General features: G+C 48.4%; 19 protein-coding genes and 1 pseudogene. All 20 read left to right on the top strand.

What is annotated here, in order from left to right:
• The first annotated feature begins 102 nt into the window (after nucleotides 1–102).
• On the top strand, nucleotides 103–321 hold the full coding sequence (infA, locus tag BR86_RS0105025) for a translation initiation factor IF-1 (RefSeq protein ID WP_031471900.1): 219 nt from the start codon (nucleotides 103–105) through the stop codon (nucleotides 319–321).
• A gap of 177 nt (nucleotides 322–498) precedes the next feature.
• The gene (gene rpmJ, locus BR86_RS0105020) at nucleotides 499–612 is read left to right on the top strand and encodes a 50S ribosomal protein L36 (protein WP_003497809.1); all 114 of its coding nucleotides are present in this window, start codon (nucleotides 499–501) and stop codon (nucleotides 610–612) included.
• 69 nt (nucleotides 613–681) lie between these two features.
• The gene (rpsM, locus tag BR86_RS0105015) at nucleotides 682–1,050 is read left to right on the top strand and encodes a 30S ribosomal protein S13 (RefSeq protein ID WP_031471899.1); all 369 of its coding nucleotides are present in this window, start codon (nucleotides 682–684) and stop codon (nucleotides 1,048–1,050) included.
• A gap of 116 nt (nucleotides 1,051–1,166) precedes the next feature.
• A complete protein-coding gene (gene rpsK / locus BR86_RS0105010; RefSeq protein ID WP_031471898.1) occupies nucleotides 1,167–1,571 on the top strand; it encodes a 30S ribosomal protein S11 in 405 nt (134 codons plus the stop codon).
• Nucleotides 1,572–1,589: 18 nt separating this feature from the next.
• Entirely contained in the window at nucleotides 1,590–2,183 is a 594-nt protein-coding gene (gene rpsD, locus BR86_RS0105005; RefSeq protein ID WP_031471897.1) for a 30S ribosomal protein S4, read from the top strand.
• Between the two features lie 53 nt (nucleotides 2,184–2,236).
• Nucleotides 2,237–3,202 carry a DNA-directed RNA polymerase subunit alpha gene (locus tag BR86_RS0105000; protein ID WP_031471896.1) on the top strand — a complete coding sequence of 322 codons (966 nt, stop codon included), beginning with the start codon at nucleotides 2,237–2,239 and terminating at the stop codon, nucleotides 3,200–3,202.
• A 106-nt stretch (nucleotides 3,203–3,308) separates the two neighbouring features.
• The gene (locus BR86_RS0104995; RefSeq protein ID WP_031471895.1) at nucleotides 3,309–3,845 is read left to right on the top strand and encodes a bL17 family ribosomal protein; all 537 of its coding nucleotides are present in this window, start codon (nucleotides 3,309–3,311) and stop codon (nucleotides 3,843–3,845) included.
• A gap of 348 nt (nucleotides 3,846–4,193) precedes the next feature.
• The gene (locus BR86_RS0104990) at nucleotides 4,194–5,309 is read left to right on the top strand and encodes an ABC transporter ATP-binding protein (protein WP_075034427.1); all 1,116 of its coding nucleotides are present in this window, start codon (nucleotides 4,194–4,196) and stop codon (nucleotides 5,307–5,309) included.
• Nucleotides 5,309–7,438 carry a DUF7088 domain-containing protein gene (locus tag BR86_RS0104985; RefSeq protein ID WP_031471893.1) on the top strand — a complete coding sequence of 710 codons (2,130 nt, stop codon included), beginning with the start codon at nucleotides 5,309–5,311 and terminating at the stop codon, nucleotides 7,436–7,438. The genes BR86_RS0104990 and BR86_RS0104985 overlap by 1 nt, the downstream gene beginning before the upstream one ends.
• 176 nt (nucleotides 7,439–7,614) lie before the next feature.
• Entirely contained in the window at nucleotides 7,615–9,057 is a 1,443-nt protein-coding gene (glgA, locus tag BR86_RS0104980) for a glycogen synthase GlgA (protein ID WP_031471892.1), read from the top strand.
• A 122-nt stretch (nucleotides 9,058–9,179) separates the two neighbouring features.
• On the top strand, nucleotides 9,180–9,626 hold the full coding sequence (locus BR86_RS0104975) for a divergent PAP2 family protein (protein ID WP_177171205.1): 447 nt from the start codon (nucleotides 9,180–9,182) through the stop codon (nucleotides 9,624–9,626).
• Between the two features lie 157 nt (nucleotides 9,627–9,783).
• Nucleotides 9,784–10,788, top strand: coding sequence for a peptidylprolyl isomerase (locus BR86_RS0104970; RefSeq protein WP_031471890.1), 1,005 nt, complete (start codon nucleotides 9,784–9,786; stop codon nucleotides 10,786–10,788).
• A gap of 87 nt (nucleotides 10,789–10,875) precedes the next feature.
• The gene (locus BR86_RS0104965; RefSeq protein ID WP_051684592.1) at nucleotides 10,876–11,793 is read left to right on the top strand and encodes an energy-coupling factor transporter ATPase; all 918 of its coding nucleotides are present in this window, start codon (nucleotides 10,876–10,878) and stop codon (nucleotides 11,791–11,793) included.
• A gap of 2 nt (nucleotides 11,794–11,795) precedes the next feature.
• Nucleotides 11,796–12,656 (top strand): energy-coupling factor transporter ATPase, encoded by an 861-nt coding sequence (locus BR86_RS0104960; RefSeq protein ID WP_031471888.1) that lies wholly within the window; start codon nucleotides 11,796–11,798, stop codon nucleotides 12,654–12,656.
• On the top strand, nucleotides 12,656–13,456 hold the full coding sequence (locus BR86_RS0104955; RefSeq protein ID WP_031471887.1) for an energy-coupling factor transporter transmembrane component T family protein: 801 nt from the start codon (nucleotides 12,656–12,658) through the stop codon (nucleotides 13,454–13,456). Before BR86_RS0104960 ends, BR86_RS0104955 begins: the two co-directional genes overlap by 1 nt.
• 145 nt (nucleotides 13,457–13,601) lie before the next feature.
• A pseudogene (truA, locus tag BR86_RS14545) lies at nucleotides 13,602–14,342 on the top strand (tRNA pseudouridine(38-40) synthase TruA); the annotation flags it as partial.
• Between the two features lie 544 nt (nucleotides 14,343–14,886).
• Nucleotides 14,887–15,321: a 50S ribosomal protein L13 gene (gene rplM, locus BR86_RS0104945; RefSeq protein WP_031471885.1), complete on the top strand. Its 435-nt coding sequence runs from the start codon at nucleotides 14,887–14,889 to the stop codon at nucleotides 15,319–15,321.
• Between the two features lie 27 nt (nucleotides 15,322–15,348).
• Nucleotides 15,349–15,738: a 30S ribosomal protein S9 gene (rpsI, locus tag BR86_RS0104940; protein WP_031471884.1), complete on the top strand. Its 390-nt coding sequence runs from the start codon at nucleotides 15,349–15,351 to the stop codon at nucleotides 15,736–15,738.
• Nucleotides 15,739–15,942: 204 nt separating this feature from the next.
• On the top strand, nucleotides 15,943–17,313 hold the full coding sequence (locus BR86_RS0104935; RefSeq protein ID WP_051684591.1) for an ATP-binding protein: 1,371 nt from the start codon (nucleotides 15,943–15,945) through the stop codon (nucleotides 17,311–17,313).
• A gap of 40 nt (nucleotides 17,314–17,353) precedes the next feature.
• On the top strand, nucleotides 17,354–19,222 hold the full coding sequence (locus BR86_RS0104930; protein ID WP_031471882.1) for an ATP-dependent nuclease: 1,869 nt from the start codon (nucleotides 17,354–17,356) through the stop codon (nucleotides 19,220–19,222).
• Nucleotides 19,223–19,648: the final 426 nt, after the last annotated feature.

The following is a 19,648-nucleotide window of genomic DNA, read 5'->3' as shown; positions in this document are numbered from 1 at the left end:
TCAGCGCATGTGATACGGTATCCGGGCCCGGCCGTGCGCCGGGCCATATACGCATAAAAGAAACGGCGGCGATCCGCCGGACAGAAAGGCAGGTGAAAATAAATGGCAAAGGCAGATTCCATCGAGATCGAAGGCGTTGTTGTCGAGAAGCTTCCGAACGCAATGTTCCGCGTGGAACTTGAAAACAAGCATATCGTTCTGGCAACCATCAGCGGAAAGCTCCGCATGAACTACATCAGAATCCTTCCGGGAGATAAAGTTACATTAGAGATGTCTCCGTATGATCTTTCCAAGGGAAGAATCATCTGGAGAGACAAATAATTGTGCACAATTAATACAGAGAAGGGCCGAAAAAGTCAAGGAAATAAGCGAAAAAACGACTTGCTATTCCCTTTCTCCGGTGTTATAATGCTTTAGCAACTTTGTTGGAGTGAAGGTGAAGTCCGCCTATTTTCAGGAAATTGAGATGAGGCGCGGATTTTGGAAAGGAGGATTACCGTGAAAGTCAGATCTTCTGTTAAACCGATTTGCGAAAAGTGCAAAATCATTAAGAGAAAAGGCAGCATCAGAGTAATCTGTGAAAACCCGAAACACAAACAGAGACAGGGCTGATCGTAAGCTTGTCTTACGGCGGTTTTAGAAACTCGCAGTAAAGAAAACATTATTTGGAGGTTACACACAATGGCTCGTATTTCAGGTGTCGATTTACCGAGGGAGAAACGCGTTGAAATCGGCTTAACTTACATCTACGGAATTGGTAGAACAAGTGCAAGCCGCATTCTGGCTCAGGCCGGCGTTAATCCGGACACACGAGTGAAAGACCTTACAGATGACGATGTAAAGAAGATCTCCGAGGTTATCTCTGAGACTCAGGTTGTAGAAGGTGATCTTAGAAGAGCAGTCGCTATGGATATCAAGAGACTGCAGGAGATCGGCTGCTACAGAGGCATCCGTCACAGAAGAAGTCTTCCGGTTCGTGGTCAGAAAACCAAAACGAATGCCAGAACATGCAAGGGTCCGAGAAAGACTGTTGCAAATAAGAAGAAATAATTAACTAACGGTTAAATTATATTTTTTCTTATTCCGATTCTGACATGAACAGGAAGGATCCTGCAAAGATCCTTGTAGTACAGTAGGCAAAGAAAAAGAAAGTAGGTTAGTTTAAAATGGCTAAAAAGGTGCAAGCTTCAGCTAAGAAAGCTACTAAGAAGCGCGTCAGAAAAAACGTTGAACACGGACAGGCTCACATTCAGTCATCTTTCAATAACACCATCGTTACTCTGACTGATGCTCAGGGAAATGCATTATCCTGGGCAAGTGCAGGCGGTCTCGGATTTAAGGGTTCAAGGAAATCTACTCCGTATGCAGCTCAGATGGCTGCAGAAACTGCAACGAAAGCAGCGCTTATCCATGGATTAAAGACTGTAGATGTTATGGTAAAAGGCCCGGGTTCCGGTCGTGAGGCTGCGATCCGCGCACTCCAGGCATGTGGCCTTGAAGTAACAAGTATCCGCGACGTGACACCGGTACCGCACAATGGTTGCCGTCCGCCGAAGCGCAGAAGAGTCTAATTTAGGAGGTAAGAAATCGTGGCAGTTGATAGAGTTCCTGTACTTAAAAGATGTAGATCTCTTGACATGGATCCGACATTCCTGGGAATCGACAAGAAATCCAAGAGAGCAGCTCAGAGAGCAAACAGAAAGCTTAGCGAATACGGCACACAGCTCCGTGAGAAGCAGAAGGCTAAGTTTATCTACGGTGTGTTAGAGAAACCGTTCAGAAACTATTTTGCAAAGGCTTCCAAGATGAATGGCCAGATCGGTACAAACCTGATGGTTCTTCTTGAGATGAGACTGGACAACGTTATGTTCAGAAGCGGCTTTGCAAGAACAAGAAAAGAAGCAAGACAGATCGTTGATCACAAGTTCGTGACTGTTAACGGCAAGAACGTTAACATTCCGTCTTATGAAGTAAAGGCCGGCGATGTTATCGAGGTTAAGGAGAAGTACAAGACTTCCCAGAGAATGAAGGACATCGCAGAGACATGCGGCGGAAGAATGGTTCCGGCATGGCTTGACGCAGAGGCTGATACTTTCAAGGTGACTGTAAAGCAGCTTCCGGCACGCGAAGAGATCGATGTACCGGTTGATGAGATGGCGATCGTCGAGTTGTACTCCAAATAATTAATTCAGTGTACAGTTGACCCTCAAAAATAAAACCCGAAGGAGGGGCTTAAATGTTCGATTTTGAAAAACCGAAAATTGAAGTAGCTGAGATCTCCGATGACGGAAGATACGGCAAATTTGTAGTAGAGCCGCTCGAGAGAGGATATGGACTTACACTGGGTAACTCGCTGAGAAGAATCATGCTTTCTTCTCTGCCGGGTACTGCTGTTAGCCAGGTTAAGATCGATGGTGTACTGCATGAATTCAGTTCTATTCCGGGTGTTAAGGAAGATGTTACTGAGATCATCATGAACATTAAGAGCCTGGCAATCAAGAATAACAGCACAGATGATGAACCGATCACCGCATATATCGATTATCAGGGTGACGGAGTAGTCACTGCTGCGGACATTCAGGTTTCCGGGGACGTCCTCGAGATCCTGAATCCGGATCAGGTCATCGCTACACTCAGCGGCGGCCCGGACTGCAGACTTTACATGGAGCTCACCGTTACAAACGGCCGCGGCTATGTGGGCGCAGACAGAAACAAGCGTGACGATCTTCCGATCGGTGTTATCGCGGTTGATTCTATCTACACTCCGGTAGAGCGTGTCAACATGAACGTTGAGAATACCCGTGTAGGCCAGATGACGGATTATGACAAACTGACTCTTGAAGTTTACACAAACGGTACCATGGAGCCGAACGACGCTCTGAGCCTCGCGGCAAAGGTACTGAGTGAGCATATCAATCTCTTTATCGATCTCTCTGAGAGCGGTACAGCCGCAACGATTATGGTTGAACAGCCGCAGAGTGGACAGCCGAAGAGCCTTGACATGAACATTGATGAGCTTGAACTGTCGGTTCGTTCCTACAACTGCCTGAAGAGGGCAGGAATCAATACGGTTGCTGAGCTTTGCGACAGAACACCGGAGGATATGATGAAAGTCAGAAACCTCGGTCGGAAGTCTCTCGAGGAAGTCCTCGGCAAGCTCAAAGAATTAGGCCTGGAACTTCGCACCGGCGAAGAGGCCTGAAGCTGAGCCCGGCAATCGGGGCTCGGATCCCAATGGATATACAGCATCCGGTCAGTAAGACCGAAAGAGCATGGCCGGGTGTTCCACGAATGGAGGATTATTAGTAATGGCAAAGTATAGAAAGCTTGGAAGAACATCCAGCCAGAGAAAAGCTATGCTCAGAGGTCTTGTTACCGCACTTCTTCACAACGGCAAGATCGTTACTACTGAGGCAAGAGCTAAGGAAGTAAGAAAGATCGCAGAGGGCCTCATCGCTCTCGGCGTGAAGGAGAAGGACAACTTTGAGACCGTAACTGTTACAGCCAAGGTTGCAAAGAAGGACGAGAACGGCAAGAGAATCAAGGAAGAGAAAGACGGTAAGAAAGTTACTGTTTACGAGGAAGTTTCCAAGGAGATTCAGAAGGATAAGCCGTCCAGACTTCATGCTCGCAGACAGATGCTTGCAGTTCTGTACGATGTTACAGAAGTACCGGCAGCTGGCAAGGGCAGAAAGAAGAACACAAAGAAGGCTGACATCACAGGTAAGCTCTTTGGCGAGTACGCTAACAAGTACGCAGGCCGCAACGGTGGATACACTCGTATCGTAAAGATCGGTCAGCGTAAGGGCGATGCTGCTATGGAAGTTCTGCTCGAGCTCGTTTAATCCCGAGTTGATCCGAACCGTGAAAGGTTCAGGGCGATCCTTTTAGGACCGCAAAGATCAATATTTTTCCAACAAAAGTTGCAGGAGGCTTCGGTGCGTTTGCACCGGAGCCTCTTTTTTTCATAGGAAATTTCTCCGAAATTCCCTATGAAACTAAAACGCTCCGCGGACTTTGTTCTGGAATCGGGAAGTTTGGAGAAATTTCTAATACCACAAAAAATGCTGCTTGCGGATGTTGATCCTTCTGAGTTTGTGAAAAGATCGTGAAATATGAAGCAATTTGTGCCCATTGTGCTACAATAATATCCGGCGCGCGCAAAAATGGCGCGCGATTGGAGGTAAAAAACCATGATTGAAGTAAGGGATCTGGTGAGACGCTACGGCGATCACTGTGCGGTGAACGGTCTGTCCTTCACTGCGGAAAAAGGAAAAATATACGGATTTCTCGGACCGAACGGTGCCGGTAAATCCACAACCATGAATATGATGACCGGTTATCTTGCGGCCTCTTCCGGTGAAGTGCGGATCGACGGAATCGATATCACAAGACAGCCGGAGAAAGCGAAAGAGAGAATCGGATACCTTCCGGAGGTTCCGCCGGTCTATCCGGATATGACGGTTCGTGAGTATCTGATGTTTGCGGCAGCTCTCAGGAAGGTTCCCAAAAAAGACCGGAAAACCGCTGTCGCAGAACTGATGGAGCGAACCGGGATCACGGAGATGGCGGATCGTCTGATCAAGAATCTCTCGAAGGGATACAAGCAGAGAGTCGGTCTGGCGGAGGCACTCATCAACGATCCGGAAAACATTATCCTGGATGAGCCGACGGCCGGTCTTGATCCGGAGCAGCAGAAAGAAATGTTTGATTACATCAATGCGCTGAAGAAAGATCACACCGTGATACTCAGCTCCCACATCCTTTCGGATGTGAACGCGGTCTGTGACAGCATCTGGATCATCAATCACGGGAAAATGGTCGCGTCCGGAACACCGGAAGAACTGGCGCAGATGAACCGGCCGAACGGCGCGTATGAGATTGAGGCGGATGGAACGAGAGAGCAGCTGGAAGAAGTTCTGAGGACGGTTTCGGGCGTCATCCGAATCGAGTGGAATGCGGACGGAGCGGCCATCGTCATGACCGATACGGAAGCCGATCTCAGAGGGGATCTCTCCAGAGCGGTATTCCGTGCAGGGATGACGGTTTTGGGACTTGCCCGCACAAAGAAATCACTGGAGGATGTATTCCTGTCCCTTACGGCGGATGATCACACCGGAAGTAATGCTGCTGCAAAAGAATATGCCGCGGATGAGACCGCTTCCGATCCGTCGAATACAGGAAATACAGAGCCGGACAGTGCCGGGGCCAACTCTGCGGCAGCAATGTCACGTTCAGCGCACGAAACCGATACAGCAGAGAATGCGGAAGGCAACTCATCCGCAGCCGATGGAAAGGAGGAAGCATAATGTCAGCAATATTCTGCAGAGACTTTGCGTCCTATTTCCATACCTTTGTCGGCTGGCTCTTCATCGCCGTTCTCTGGTTTTTCATCTCCCTCTATGCGGCGATGAACAACTTTGTCGGCCTCGATTCCACCCTCGCCAATTCTGTCAGCATCGCGGTGCTCGTTCTTCTTGTTCTGATCCCGGTGCTCACGATGCGTACCTTTGCCGGTGAGCGCAGAAATAAAACCGATCAGCTGATTCTGACCGCACCGGTCAGTGTGCCGGGTGTCGTCCTCGGAAAATTTCTGGCGGCGGCAGCGGTATTTACCATTCCGATCGTCGGAATCTGTGCGTATCCGCTGATCTTCAGCCTGTTTGGGAAAGTGCCGATGGCGGTGAACTATCTGGCGATTCTCGGTCTGTGGCTGTACGGTCTGACCGGCATCGCCATCTCGATCTTTGCGTCATCGCTCACGGAGAACCCGATCATTTCCGCAGTGCTCTCCTTTGCGATTCTTTTCATCAGCTTTACGATGAAGGCGATCACTTCCTTTGTCGGAGGAGTGGCAGGGAAGATTGCGCAGGCTTTTGACGTGCCGACCAGATTTGATCTCTTCCTGAACGGAACCCTTGATCTCTCCGCAGTGATCTATCTTCTCTCAGTGACCATGCTCTTTCTGTTCTTTACCGTGCAGTGCATTCAGAAGAGACGGTATTCCGTTCGGAAAGGCAACATTTCGCTTGGCGCGTTCAGCCTTCTCGGTATTGTGATCGCAGCCTGTGCGGTTGTCGGCGTTAACTTCGCGTCCGCAAAGATTCCGGACAATGTCCGTGTCGTGGACTTTACGGAAAACCGGATTTATTCGCTGACCGATACGACGAAAGATTTTGTGAAAGACATCGATCAGGATGTAAATATCTATGTTCTGGCAAAAGACGAGTCGCAGGATGAGACTATCGCCAAGACCCTCGGCCAGTATCAGGCGTTGAACAGTCATATCAGCGTAAAGTATGTGGATCCGTCGGTTGATACCACATTTGCGTCCAAATACACCGATGAAAAGCTCGGAGCCAACAGTCTGATCGTGGAAGGTCCGGACCGCAGCAAGACCATTCAGTACGGAAGTCTGTACGAGGTGACGGTCAATGCGGCCGGAGGTTACGAGATGACCGGCTATGACGCGGAAGGACAGATCACCTCCGCCCTCTCCTTTGTCACCACCAGCGAACTTCCGAAGATCTATCTTCTTCAGGGACATAATGAGAGTGTGCTGGATCCGGTCTTTGCGGAGAACCTCGCAAAGATGAACGTTGCAAGCGATACGCTGAGTCTTCTGAACCAGGATGCGGTTCCGGAGGACGCGGAGGCGGTTCTGATCAACGCACCCGCCGCGGACATTTCGGCCGATGATGAGGCGAAGCTGGAAGCGTATGCGGCGAAGGGCGGAAAGTTCATCATCACGCTGAATTTCCTCGATGCGGCGAAAATGCCGAACTTCACGAAACTTCTTGCATTCTACGGGGTTAAGAGTGAGCAGGGAATCATCGTCGAGACCGACCGGAACCACTATCTGTCTGCCGGACAGGGCGGCGGTATCCCGACCTACCTTCTGCCGGATGTATCGAAAGAATCCATGATCACGCAGCAGGTCATCGCTTCCAACGGCTATGTCTTTGTTCCGTTTGCACAGGCCCTTACCCACGGCGGCGCGGATGATACCTTCAGCTATACCGATTTCCTGACCACCAGCGCACAGGCTTTCGTCCACGCGAATATTGCGGACATGAATGATGCGTCAAAGATCATCTCCAAAGATGATCCGCAGGGAACCTGGACGGTAGGACTCAGGGCGGAGAAGACAATCGGAGAGAATCATTCGACGGCTGTGATCTATTCCTCGCCGGAGATATTTACTTCCAGTGCCGACCAGATCGTTGCCGGATCCAACCAGAAGCTGTTTGCCGGAACGGTGGGATCCATGGTGAAAATGGCGAAGACCCTGACGGTGGAGTCCAAGAGCTTCCGCAATCCGCTTCTGACCGTGACCGCGTCCACCGCGATTATGCTGAGTGCCGTATGTGTGCTGCTGGTTCCGCTGGCCCTTCTGATTGCCGGATTTGTGATCTGGATGCGCCGCAGAAGACGCTGAAGAAGCGCTGAAGAAGCGCTGAAGAAGCCGGAATGAGATCCGGGTAGAATGCCGGAAGGAAAGCCGTCAGGCTCAGGAAGCAGACGCCGGGAAGAAAGCATTTTTACTTTACTCGATTTTGCAGATGGGATAAAATAGATAATAAGTATAAGTGTTGTATTCGGGAGGTACCCTCTATGAAAAAAATTCTGTTTGTGGCATCAGAGGCGGTTCCTTTTATTAAGACCGGAGGACTGGCCGATGTTGTCGGAGCACTTCCAAAATGTTTTGACAAGCGGTATTTTGACGTGCGTGTAATGATCCCGAAGTACCTGTGCATCAAGCAGGAATTGCGGGATAAGATGGAATACGTATCCCATTTTTATATGGATTATCTGGGGCAGAACCGGTATGTCGGCATCCTTCAGGCAGAACTGGACGGGGTGACATATTATTTTATTGACAATGAGAGCTACTTCTGGGGAGCAAAACCGTACGGAGACTGGTATTACGATCTCGAGAAGTTTTCTTTCTTCTGCAAGGCGGCGCTCTCTTCGCTTCCGGTCATCGGTTTTCAGCCGGATGTGATCCACTGTCACGACTGGCAGACCGGACTGATTCCGGTTCACCTCAAGGACAAATTCCACGGAGGAGAATTCTTCCGGGATATCAAGACCGTCATGACCATTCACAACATGAAGTTCCAAGGTGTCTGGGATGTGGAGACCATTCAGCGCTTCTCGGAGCTGACGGATTATTATTTCACGCCGGATAAGCTGGAGGCGTATGAGGACGGTAATCTCCTGAAAGGCGGCCTGGTCTATGCAGATGCGATCACGACGGTCAGCCCGTCCTACGCCGAAGAGATTCAGATGTCATTTTACGGAGAAGGACTTGACGGGCTGATGCGGGCGCGCTCACGGAGTCTGCGCGGAATCCTGAACGGAATCGACTACAGCGAGTATGATCCGGAGACCGACAAGCGGATTGCCCAGAATTACAGTCTGCGGAATTTCCGGCCGGAAAAAGTAAAGAACAAGCTCGCGCTGCAGGAGGAACTCGGTCTTCCGCAGGATGCGGGGAAAATGATGATCGCCCTGATCTCCCGTCTGACGGACCAGAAGGGGCTTGATCTCATCCAGTGTGTGATGGATGAGTTCTGCAGCGACTCGGTTCAGTTTGTGGTTCTGGGAACCGGCGATGAGAAATACGAGAATATGTTCCGTCATTATGACTGGAAATACAATGACCGGGTTCGGGCCAATATCGGGTATTCCGATGATCTGGCGCACCGAATCTATGCGGCCTGCGATGCATTTCTGATGCCGTCGCTTTTTGAGCCGTGCGGCCTCGGGCAGCTGATCGCCCTGCGCTACGGCGCGGTGCCGATCGTCCGTGAGACCGGCGGTCTTCGCGACACCGTGCAGCCGTATAACGAATTCGAGCAGACCGGCACCGGCTTCTCGTTTGCAAACTACAATGCGCATGAGATGCTTGCCTGTATCCGGTATGCAGAGCATATCTACTATGACTGCAGAAGAGACTGGAACGGTATCGTGGATCGGGCGATGGCGGCGGATTTCTCCTGGAAGGCGTCGGCTCTCAAGTACCAGGAAATGTATGACTGGCTGATTGATTGACGAAGTGACGTACGGACGGAGAACGTTCCTCCGGGATTTGCAGAATCCGGGAAGGACAGATCTGGTGCGGTGATTTTCGTTCATCGCAGGGAGAGAGGAAACAAGTGAGTGTATTAGCAGAAATCGGTGCGAATCAGGTGCTGATGAGCGGCGCGGTCGGCTGGCTGGTCGCACAGGCGCTGAAAACCGTCATCGACTTTGCGCTGAACCGGTCATTCAATCCGGAGCGGCTTACTGGCTCCGGAGGAATGCCGAGCTCCCATTCCGCGACGGTATGCGGGATGACGACGGCAGCGCTTCTCCGCTACGGGGCGGGAAGTTTTGAGTTCGCCATCAGCTTTCTGTTCGCGGCGGTGGTGATGTATGACGCGACCGGCGTCCGGCGCGAAACCGGCAAACAGGCAAAGATCCTGAACAAGATGCTTCTGGAGGAACTGTTTAATTTCAGTGACGAGACCTTTACGCCGGAAAAACTGAAGGAATACGTGGGACATACGCCGCTGCAGGTCTGGTGCGGCGCAGTCCTCGGGATTTTTATAGCAATTGGAATGGATCCGATGTTCGCCTGATTGGACAGGCGGGCACCGGATTCTTATGTGCATGGGCGCGGATTCGGCATGAATGGCTGCATGCGTTTTTCGGATGAAATGAGCAATCCGGGAGCAGAAATCACCGGATCATAAACAAGCCTGTTCCCGAAATATGCGGGATATGTGTGGAGGAGAAATGGAAAAGAAGTGGAAGATCGCCATCGCGGTTGCCTCGGCGCTGATTCTGACCGTCGGCTGCAGTGCGGGAATCGGCGGTCTGAAAAAACGGACCTACGATGATACCTATTCCGCCGGCCAGGTGAAGATGATCGCTTCCTCGGAAAAGAACCGCTACGAAGAAGTCTATGGCGAAGGTGTCTGGGCGATGCAGACCGGGAGCGGAACGGAAACATTTTCCACCGTTCTCCTGAACGAAATTCACAGTTTTATGGATCAGATCCACATTCTGGGAAAGATCGCGTTTGAAAAGGGAACGGTTCTCTCGGCCGGCGAGGAAGATGCCGTTGCTCTGGCAGCAGAAGAGTATTACAGCGGGCTGACACAGGACGACATCGCTAAGATGGACCGGATTACCCTGGAGGACGTCAAAGATCTCTACCGCGATTACGCGGTGGCGCAGAAGCAGGCCGACACACTGGTCAGCAATCCGGATCTGCAGGTCAGTGACAGCGAAGCCCGCGTGATGGATGTGATGCTGGCGAAGACCGGAGACAAAGCCAAAGCGCAGAAGCTTCGGGATCAGGCAAAGGAGGATCCGTCGTCTTTCCGCGCCCGCGCGCAGGAGTCCGGTGTCGATGTACAGACGGTGAAAGTCGGCAGGGGCATGGGTATCGAAGCCGCCGGCGATGCGTCGGAAGAACTGGAAAATGCGGCATTTTCCCTCTCGACCGGATCGGTCGGCGATGTCATCACCGTCGGGGATAATAGTTACGTTCTGTACTGTGTCAGCGACTATAACGCGGACGAAACCGCACAGTGGCGGGAGGAACTGTTCAGCCGGAGAATTCAGAGCGCATTCCGTCAGCTGTACAGCACCAGCGATGAGAAGGACACTCTGTCTGACAGCAGTGCGGCCTACAAGCGGCTGGACATTGCAGAAATCGATTACGGGAGAAACGCCGATTTCTTCGAAATCGCGGAAAAGCATCTCGGCAGTTTTGGCCTGACGGGAAAAGAATGAATCTTGACGACATAAGCCAGGTAGACTACAATTTCGTGGTAAACAATTCTATGGCAGCAGTTAACAATTGACAGAAGGAGCGGCTTCATGGATAAGATCGTCAGGGCCGAAAATTTAGTATATAACTATGTGACCCGCGGTGAGAACGGGGAAGTGATCGGGACCAACACGGCGGTCGATCACCTGAATCTGGAAATCACCGCCGGGGATTTTGTTGCGGTTCTCGGTCATAACGGATCGGGAAAATCGACCCTTGCCAAACAGATTAACGGGATTCTGATTCCGACGGAGGGGACACTCTACGTGGAGGGAATCGATGTGGCGGATGAGGAGCGGATCTGGGATGTCCGGCGGACTGCCGGAATGGTATTTCAGAATCCGGACAATCAGATCATCGCCAATGTTGTCGAGGAGGACGTCGGTTTCGGACCGGAGAATATCGGTGTTCCGACCGAGGAGATCTGGAAGCGCGTCGAGAAGGCATTAAAGGCCGTCGGTATGGCACTGTTCCGCAAGAAATCTCCGAACCGTCTGTCCGGCGGACAGAAGCAGAGAGTGGCAATCGCCGGGGTACTGGCGATGAAGCCGAAGTGCATTGTGCTGGACGAACCGACGGCGATGCTCGATCCGAACGGCCGCGCGGAGGTCATCCGCACCATCCGCGAGCTGAACCGGACAGAGGGAATTACCATCATCCTGATCACCCATTATATGGAGGAAGTCATCGATGCAGACCGTGTGATTGTGATGGATGACGGAAAGATTGTGATGGACGGAACGCCGTCCGAAGTGTTCTCCAAAGTGGAAGAACTGAAAAAGCTTCAGCTGGATGTGCCGCAGGTGACGGAACTGGCATACGGGCTGAAGAAGGCCGGCGTTGATCTGCCGGACGGCATTCTGCACAGGGATGAATTTCTGCGGGAGCTTGCCCCGCTGTTGAAACAGGCCGGAGTTCCGGTCAGAGAACTGCGTTCCGCTCAGGAAACGGATGAAGGGAGCAGATAATCATGGCAATAAAAGTAGAAGATATCTGCTACACCTACGGAGCAGGAACGGCGATGGAGTCGCAGGCCATCGACCATGTCAGCTTTGAGATTGCAGACGGGGAATTTGTGGGACTGATCGGACATACCGGCTCCGGCAAGTCGACTCTTATTCAGCATCTCAACGGTCTGATCCGCGCGACCAGCGGAGACATTCTCTACAACGGAGAAGACATCTACGCGAAGGGATACAATATGCGGACACTCCGGGGCAATGTCGGCCTGGTCTTCCAGTATCCGGAGCACCAGCTCTTTGAACAGAATGTATACAGCGATGTCTGCTTCGGCCCGAAGAACCTCGGTTTTTCGCCGGAGGAGATCGACAAGCGTGCAAGGCACGCACTGGATTTGGTGGGACTGGGCGAAGAGTTTTATCAGAAATCCCCGTTTGAACTGTCCGGCGGACAGAAGCGGAGAGTGGCGATCGCCGGAGTTCTGGCGATGCGGCCGCAGATGATGATTCTTGACGAGCCGACGGCGGGACTGGATCCGCAGGGACGGGACGAGATCCTCGAGCAGATTGCCCGGCTCAACCGACAGCACGGACTGACTATTCTTCTGGTCTCCCACAGTATGGAGGATGTCGCACGGTTTGTGGACCGTCTTTTAGTGATGGATCACGGGAAGAAAGTGTTTGACGGAACGCCGAAAGAAGTGTTCCGGCATTACAAAGAGCTGGAGGCGATCGGTCTTGCCGCGCCGCAGGTTACTTATATCATCCATGAACTGCGGGAGATGGGCGTTCCCATCGACGATTCGATTACGACGGTGAAGGAAGCGCAAGACGCGATCCTGAACATCCTCGGAAAAAGGGGGAATCACTGATGCTGCGCGATATTACCATTGGACAGTACTATCCGGTTGATTCGGCGCTGCACCGGCTGGATCCGAGGACAAAACTGTTCGGAACACTCATTTTCATTATTTCACTGTTTATTGCGGACAATCCGTTCTGCTATGCGGCAGCGGCGGCATTTTTATGCATGGCCGTCCTGCTCAGCAATGTTCCGGTTCGTTTTATTGTGCGCGGCCTGAAATCCATTCTGATCCTTCTTCTGATCAGTGTCGGCTTCAATCTGTTCCTCACACCGGGAGAAACGGTGATGCAGATCTGGATGCTGAAGGTCACGAAGGAGGGACTCCGGATTGCGGGAATGATGGCGATCCGTCTGATTTTCCTTGTGGTCGGGTCCTCGATCATGACATTGACCACGACGCCGAATCAGCTGACCGACGGCATGGAAAAAGGTCTCGGATTTCTGAACCGTGTTCACGTTCCGGTGCATGAGATCTCCATGATGATGTCCATCGCACTGCGGTTCATCCCGATTCTGGTCGAGGAGACGGACAAGATTATGAAGGCGCAGATGGCCCGGGGCGCCGATTTTGAGAATGGCAACATGATCCAGCGCGTCCGCAGCATGGTTCCGCTGCTGGTTCCGCTCTTTGTATCCGCATTCCGCCGGGCGACCGATCTCGCCATGGCGATGGAGGCGAGATGCTATCGCGGCGGTGAGGGAAGAACGAAGATGAAGCCGCTCCATTATGCGGGAAGAGACCGCGCGGCATACCTGATTCTGTTCTGCTATCTCGCGGGCGTGATTGCCGCAAGGATTCTTCTGTGAGATGCGGAAAAGAAGAAAAAGGCGCTCTCCGTTTGACCGATGAAGGGCTCCGGTAAAAAAATATTCGAACTGGATGGAAGAGCAGACAGCACCCGGCGCAAACCTGCGTCGCGTTTTCGAAAGAACAGGGAAGGAGAATGCACATATGAGACGAATCATGCTGACCGTCGCATACGACGGCACGAATTACAGCGGCTGGCAGCTTCAGCCCAACAGCAGAACGATCGAAGAAGTTCTGAACCGTGCAATCTCCGAACTGATCGGGGAGAAAATCGAAGTCGTCGGGGCGAGCCGCACGGATTCCGGCGTGCACGCACTCGGCAACATCTGTATCTTCGATACCGAAAAGAGCCGGATTCCCGGCGACAAATTTGCTGTCGCGATCAACCAGCGCCTTCCGGAGGACATCCGGGTGCAGCGCTCGGAGGATGTTCCGGAAGATTTCCATCCGCGGAAGGTAAACGGCGTGAAAACGTATGTCTACCGCATCTTAAACCGGAAGACGGAAGATCCGACCAGACGCCTGAACAGCACCTTCTGCTATTTTGATCTGGATCTTGAAAAAATGCGCTCGGCCGCGGCATATCTCATCGGCGAGCACGATTTTGCCAGCTTCTGCGCTCCGAAGTCACAGGCAGTCACGACCGTCCGCCGGATCTACTCGATCGATATTGAGAAGGACGCGGATGATATGGTGACCATCCGGATCAGCGGAGGCGGTTTCCTCTACAACATGGTGCGTATCATTGCGGGAACGCTGATGCGGGTCGGAACCGGACTCTACGAGCCGGAACATGTGGAGGAGATTCTGGAGGCAAAAGACCGTCAGGCAGCAGGCCCGACGGCGCCGGCAAAGGGACTCACCATGGAGAGCCTGGTGTTTGAAAAAGAGCCGGCACCGGAAGTGTGGGGAGAAAATATCCACTATTCCTACACCATTGACCAGCGATCCCTTCTGAAGAGCGGAAACAGTATGGTTCTGATCCACCGCTGCGAAGAAGAGGAGTTTGCGGGGCTGACGGAGCGAAGTGTTCATCAGGCGTTCCGAAACGGCGCAAAACACGTCTTTGTGAAGGACGAAGAAAAGACCGGCCGGATCCGTGTCGGCCAGGTTTTCGGGCTCTACCGGATCAGCGCGCAGAGGCGTGATATCTTCGAGGCTGTTTTCTGCGGAAAAGAGACGGAAGACGATTCGGAAGAATAGGTGTGGACAGGGAAGAACAAATGTGGATAAATGCGGCGGCACGGTGGAAAACACCGCAAAAATCATAAAAAAACGCCGAAATCGTGGTTGACACAGATTGACACGGAAGATATAATATCTATCTGTGACGAAATGCAGAAAAACGCCTGAGCCAAGGCCCCGGAACAGGCTTTTCTCATATAAGTAAATCAAAATACAGCAAATGATCTTTATGGGAGGTCAACTAATGAAGACTTTTATGGCCAGTCCGGCAACAATTGAGAGAAAATGGTATGTCGTTGACGCTGAGGGACTTACACTCGGTCGTCTTTGTTCTGAGGTAGCAGCTATCCTCAGAGGTAAGAATAAGCCGATCTTCACTCCGTTCATGGATTGCGGTGACAACGTTATCGTTGTAAACGCTTCCAAGATCCACGTAACAGGCAAGAAGATGGATGATAAGATCTATTATCGCCACTCTGATTATGTAGGTGGTTTCAAGTCCGCTACTCTTCGTGAGATGGAGGCTAAGAAGCCGGAAGAAGTTATCAGACTTGCAGTTAAGGGAATGCTCCCGAAGGGACCGCTCGGCAGACAGATGATCAACAAGCTTCACGTTTATGCTGGTCCGGAGCACGAGCAGGCAGCTCAGAAGCCGGAAGTTCTCGAGTTAAAGTTTTGATGATACGATCTGAGAGGAGATAAAAAGATGGCTAACACATGTTATGGAACTGGAAGAAGAAAGAAATCCGTTGCCAGAGTATATATTACACCGGGTACAGGTAACATCGTAATCAACAAGAGAGGTATCGACGAGTATTTCGGTCTTGAGACTCTGAAGGTTATCGTTCGTCAGCCGCTTGTTGCTACCGAGACCCTTGAGAAGTTCGACGTTCGCGTAACTGTTCGCGGCGGCGGTTACACCGGTCAGGCTGGTGCGATCAGACACGGAATCTCCAGAGCCCTTCTTCAGGCTGATGAGGAGTACAGACCGACTCTTAAGAAGGCTGGCTTCCTTACAAGAGATCCGAGAATGAAAGAGAGAAAGAAGTACGGTCTCAAAGCAGCTCGTCGTGCTCCGCAGTTCTCCAAGCGATAATCGTTTTACAACGTATTACGTCTTTGGACAATCAAATACGATTTATTACACCTCAGGACAACTGTCCTGGGGTGTTTTTGTTATGTCCTCATGTTGTTAGGTATTTGGTTAGTAAAGCGCAATAATGATATTGACAATTGCGCTTTACGATTGAAGTTAAAGCGCAATTATGATATTGTAAAATAAAAAACTAAGGACGGGTATATGCGAGACATAGATAAGATAGTTGAAGATGATGAAAACCAGGTGGTTGAATGGAAAGAGTCATGGCAGGATAAGTATTTGGAATGGATTTGTGGCTATGCCAATGCTCAGGGTGGGACGTTATATATAGGAGTTGATGATAACGGGAACGTTATTGGCCTAGATTCAAAAGTTCAAAAGAAACTATTAGAGGATATTCCCAATAAGATTACTGCTGCTTTTGGGATTACTTGTGATGTGAATCTTAAGTCAAAAGATAAAAAGAAATATATTCAGGTAGAGGTAAAGAAATCAAGATTACCGTTGAACCTTCATGGCAGATATTATTATCGAACAGGAAGTGTAAAAAAGGAGATTACTGGATTCGAACTTACAGAATTTATTATAAAAAGCACAGGAACATCATATGATGCTATGATTTCTGATATACCTCGTGATAAGTTGACATTTGAAGCATTTAAGAAAAGATATCTAAATGTAATGCCCGGTAATCATGATTTTGATGAAGACCTTATTAGTTTTAGATTGATGCAGGAAGATGGGCAAATGACAAATGCTGGTGTTTTATTTGCTGATCAATGGAATATTCAGCATTCAAGAATATTTTGTACTAGATGGAATGGACTAGATAAAGCTGGATCTGTTCAAGATGCTTTAGATGACCAGGAAATTACTGGTAGTGTATTATCTCTATTTGATAATGCAATGGATTTCGTGAGAAAAAATTCAAAAAAAGGATGGAGAAAGGACAAAGATCAAAGGATAGAATTACCGGATTATCCTGAACGAGCTGTAGAAGAAGGGTTAGTTAATGCGCTTATTCATAGAAGCTACCTACAGACAGGGGCTCATAGCCAGATTGATATTTATGATGATCGAATGGTTATTACTAATCCAGGGGGAATGTATGATGGTTCTGAGGTTCAATTACTAGATTTGAGACATGTCCCTTCTAAGCTTAGAAATCCAATACTGGCCGATGTTTTTGGACGCTTACGTTTGATGGAGAGAAGAGGAAGTGGTTTTAAGAAGATACTTGATGCATATGAATCTGAAGAAAGATATACAGATAGCTTAAAACCTGAGTTTTATACTGATGGTTACAATTTCTTTCTTACTTTATGGAATTTGAATTATGCTTATGATAAAGCGCAAAATAAAGCGCAAGTTAAAGCGCAAAGTGGTGCTTTATCGGATAGAGAGTATATTTTGCTTTTATTGAGAGAGAACCCTTCTGTTACACAGAATGAATTATCAGAGATAATGGGGAAATCACGTAGGTCAATTCAGATGATAATGAAAGAGCTTATTGATAGTGGCACGGTTGAGAGGGTTGGCTCAAAAAAAGTAGGAACATGGATAGTAAAGTAAATATTATGAATAATGAGTTGTTAATGGAGATTATGAGAGTATGGAGAAAAACTTGATATTTCCTTTATCTTGTGAATTAACAGTAAGTAATGTTTTTGAAGAGAAAATAAATATAGTTTTATATGAAGGGATTACTACATTTATAGGACCAAACGGTTCAGGGAAAACTCAAACTCAAAAAAGACTTAGAGATTATTTGAAATCAAAATATGGAAATAACCATGTCAGATATCTTTCATCTAATAGAATTGGGACAATGGAGCAATATAGATCCAAAATAAACCAATATAATTACTCTAGCGCTGATTATCAGGTTGGAAATAGAGAAACAAAAACACATAGACATGATATAGAGACATCCGCGGGTGATTTTTTTACAATGGATGAACGAAAGGATGTTTATATTAAAATAGCGGAAAGATTGTCAGTGCTATTTAAAAGACAAATATTTTTGCGTTGGGATTCTGGAAGTTTGAAAGTCTTTTTTGAAAAGGACGATGGGAGAGGAGAGTATTCTGTTGTTGCAGAAGCAAGTGGCTTGATAAATGTAATATCAATACTAGCTGCGCTATACGATGAAGAAATTCTATTTCTGCTGATTGATGAGCCTGAGGTGTCATTGCATCCTCAGTTGCAAGCTTTTTTATTAAGAGAGATGAAAGCAGCAGTTAAAGAATATGGGAAGACTATAGTTCTTTCAACGCATGCAACTGACTTTATTTCGCTTAATACAATAGAGGATATTAGTCATTTTGTGTTTTTTTCTGAGAATAATTTACCAAGGCAAGTAGATTCTAGTATTCCAGAATTTAAAAGTAAGAAACTTGGAGACTTCATACAACGGTTAGGCCATAGTTATAAGAATGGCTTTTTTGCGAAAAGAATATTACTTATTGAAGGCGCAAGTGATTTGGTGCTGTGTAATTATCTTTCTGATAGACTAGGATACAATATAGATGTTTCAGGGACACAGATTGTACCAACAGATGGGAAAGGTCAGTTTCCGGCTGCTGTAAAGCTATTTCGTACAATAAACAAAGATGTAGCAATACTTACAGATTTAGACGGATTTATCGACGATAATAGCATTGTTGAGTTGTTTGCACAATCAGCAAAAGCTAAAGAAATTGCTAGTAAGCATGCAGCTAATAGCATTTCGGATATGGTAAGAAATGTAAAAACAAAGATTTCTGGCATGATAATTAAGCATATTGATGATATGCGCGAAGTATATGAAAAACACCCATATTGGATTAATAAGAAAGAAGATGATGATGAAACAAAGACTGCAAAAAGAGCTATGGTCGGAATGCTTTTTTGTGTTGAAGATAACGAAATATCCAAGTGGCAAGATGCAGAAGAGTGGAAGAACACAAAAATCCAAATTGACACGGTGATATCGGTGTTAGGAGAATTAGGCTGTTTTGTTCTGAAAAAGGGCGCAATAGAGAGCTACTATCATTATGTTTCTAATAATACATGTGTTGAAAAACCATCGGCTGCTATAGAAGAAGTGTCAAATCTAGATGGAGTAGGCTTCGAGAAGATAAAAGAGTATTACTCAGATATTGTGACTGCGCTTGAATTTGTTTCGACTGCGGATGAGATAGATGAAAGCTTAGCTGTAAAAAAAGAATTACTAAGTGAGCTTGCTTTGGTATTAGGACTTGTGAAATATGACAAGGATGAAAAGGCTATGTATGCTGCTATAAAACAGGCAAAAAATAACGCAGATTCATTATTTGAATATCAAATTATAGCTGAAGAGAATAAAAAGGGAGTAGAAGTAAACATTAAGTCTAATATACTTCAAGTGACTGGTTTCCCATTTAAAATCTTTGTGGGAGATAATGTCAATGCGGTTGTTGAAGATAAAATAAGAAATAGGATGGTTACAGTTGGAAGATAAATAATTTGGAATAATCTTAATTGTAACCAATTATGTACAGTAGTCCTGAGCTTTCTACCGTACGCAGCAGGTAAACAGCAACTTGAAGGAGAAATGCCTAAAATACGGCACTTTCACTTCATTAATTGTTCTCAAAGAGATAATCGTTTCACAACGTATTACGTCTTTGGACAATCCGATACGACTTACAACACCCCAGAACATGGTTGCTCTGGGGTGTTTTTTTGTTATACAGGAAATTTCTTTGAAATTCATATGAAACAAAACCGCTCCGCGAGGATGCGCACGCCGCTGCAACGGAAGGTTCTCTGAATATTTCCACGACACAAGAAGTAAGCGTCAAATGACTCGCATTACATTCTAAACTTTTTTCTGCCATACTTGGAGCGGTTCCAAAAATCCAAGATTTTTGAGAGTACTCCAAGG

It is taken from the genome of [Clostridium] aminophilum DSM 10710 (assembly GCF_000711825.1).
Lineage (GTDB): Bacteria > Bacillota > Clostridia > Lachnospirales > Lachnospiraceae > Clostridium_R > Clostridium_R aminophilum.
Note: the sequence above shows the minus strand (reverse complement) of the source record. Positions and strands in the feature narration are given on the sequence as shown.

Coding starts and splice junctions, on each gene's coding strand:
- glgA (WP_031471892.1), top strand. CDS start 7,615: ATGAAAAAAATTCTGTTTGTGGCATCAGAGGCGGTTCCTTTTATTAAG.
- BR86_RS0104935 (WP_051684591.1), top strand. CDS start 15,943: ATGCGAGACATAGATAAGATAGTTGAAGATGATGAAAACCAGGTGGTT.
- BR86_RS0104955 (WP_031471887.1), top strand. CDS start 12,656: ATGCTGCGCGATATTACCATTGGACAGTACTATCCGGTTGATTCGGCG.
- BR86_RS0105000 (WP_031471896.1), top strand. CDS start 2,237: ATGTTCGATTTTGAAAAACCGAAAATTGAAGTAGCTGAGATCTCCGAT.
- rplM (WP_031471885.1), top strand. CDS start 14,887: ATGAAGACTTTTATGGCCAGTCCGGCAACAATTGAGAGAAAATGGTAT.
- BR86_RS0104995 (WP_031471895.1), top strand. CDS start 3,309: ATGGCAAAGTATAGAAAGCTTGGAAGAACATCCAGCCAGAGAAAAGCT.
- BR86_RS0104930 (WP_031471882.1), top strand. CDS start 17,354: ATGGAGAAAAACTTGATATTTCCTTTATCTTGTGAATTAACAGTAAGT.
- infA (WP_031471900.1), top strand. CDS start 103: ATGGCAAAGGCAGATTCCATCGAGATCGAAGGCGTTGTTGTCGAGAAG.
- BR86_RS0104970 (WP_031471890.1), top strand. CDS start 9,784: ATGGAAAAGAAGTGGAAGATCGCCATCGCGGTTGCCTCGGCGCTGATT.
- BR86_RS0104960 (WP_031471888.1), top strand. CDS start 11,796: ATGGCAATAAAAGTAGAAGATATCTGCTACACCTACGGAGCAGGAACG.
- rpsI (WP_031471884.1), top strand. CDS start 15,349: ATGGCTAACACATGTTATGGAACTGGAAGAAGAAAGAAATCCGTTGCC.
- rpsM (WP_031471899.1), top strand. CDS start 682: ATGGCTCGTATTTCAGGTGTCGATTTACCGAGGGAGAAACGCGTTGAA.
- BR86_RS0104985 (WP_031471893.1), top strand. CDS start 5,309: ATGTCAGCAATATTCTGCAGAGACTTTGCGTCCTATTTCCATACCTTT.
- BR86_RS0104965 (WP_051684592.1), top strand. CDS start 10,876: ATGGATAAGATCGTCAGGGCCGAAAATTTAGTATATAACTATGTGACC.
- BR86_RS0104990 (WP_075034427.1), top strand. CDS start 4,194: ATGATTGAAGTAAGGGATCTGGTGAGACGCTACGGCGATCACTGTGCG.
- rpsK (WP_031471898.1), top strand. CDS start 1,167: ATGGCTAAAAAGGTGCAAGCTTCAGCTAAGAAAGCTACTAAGAAGCGC.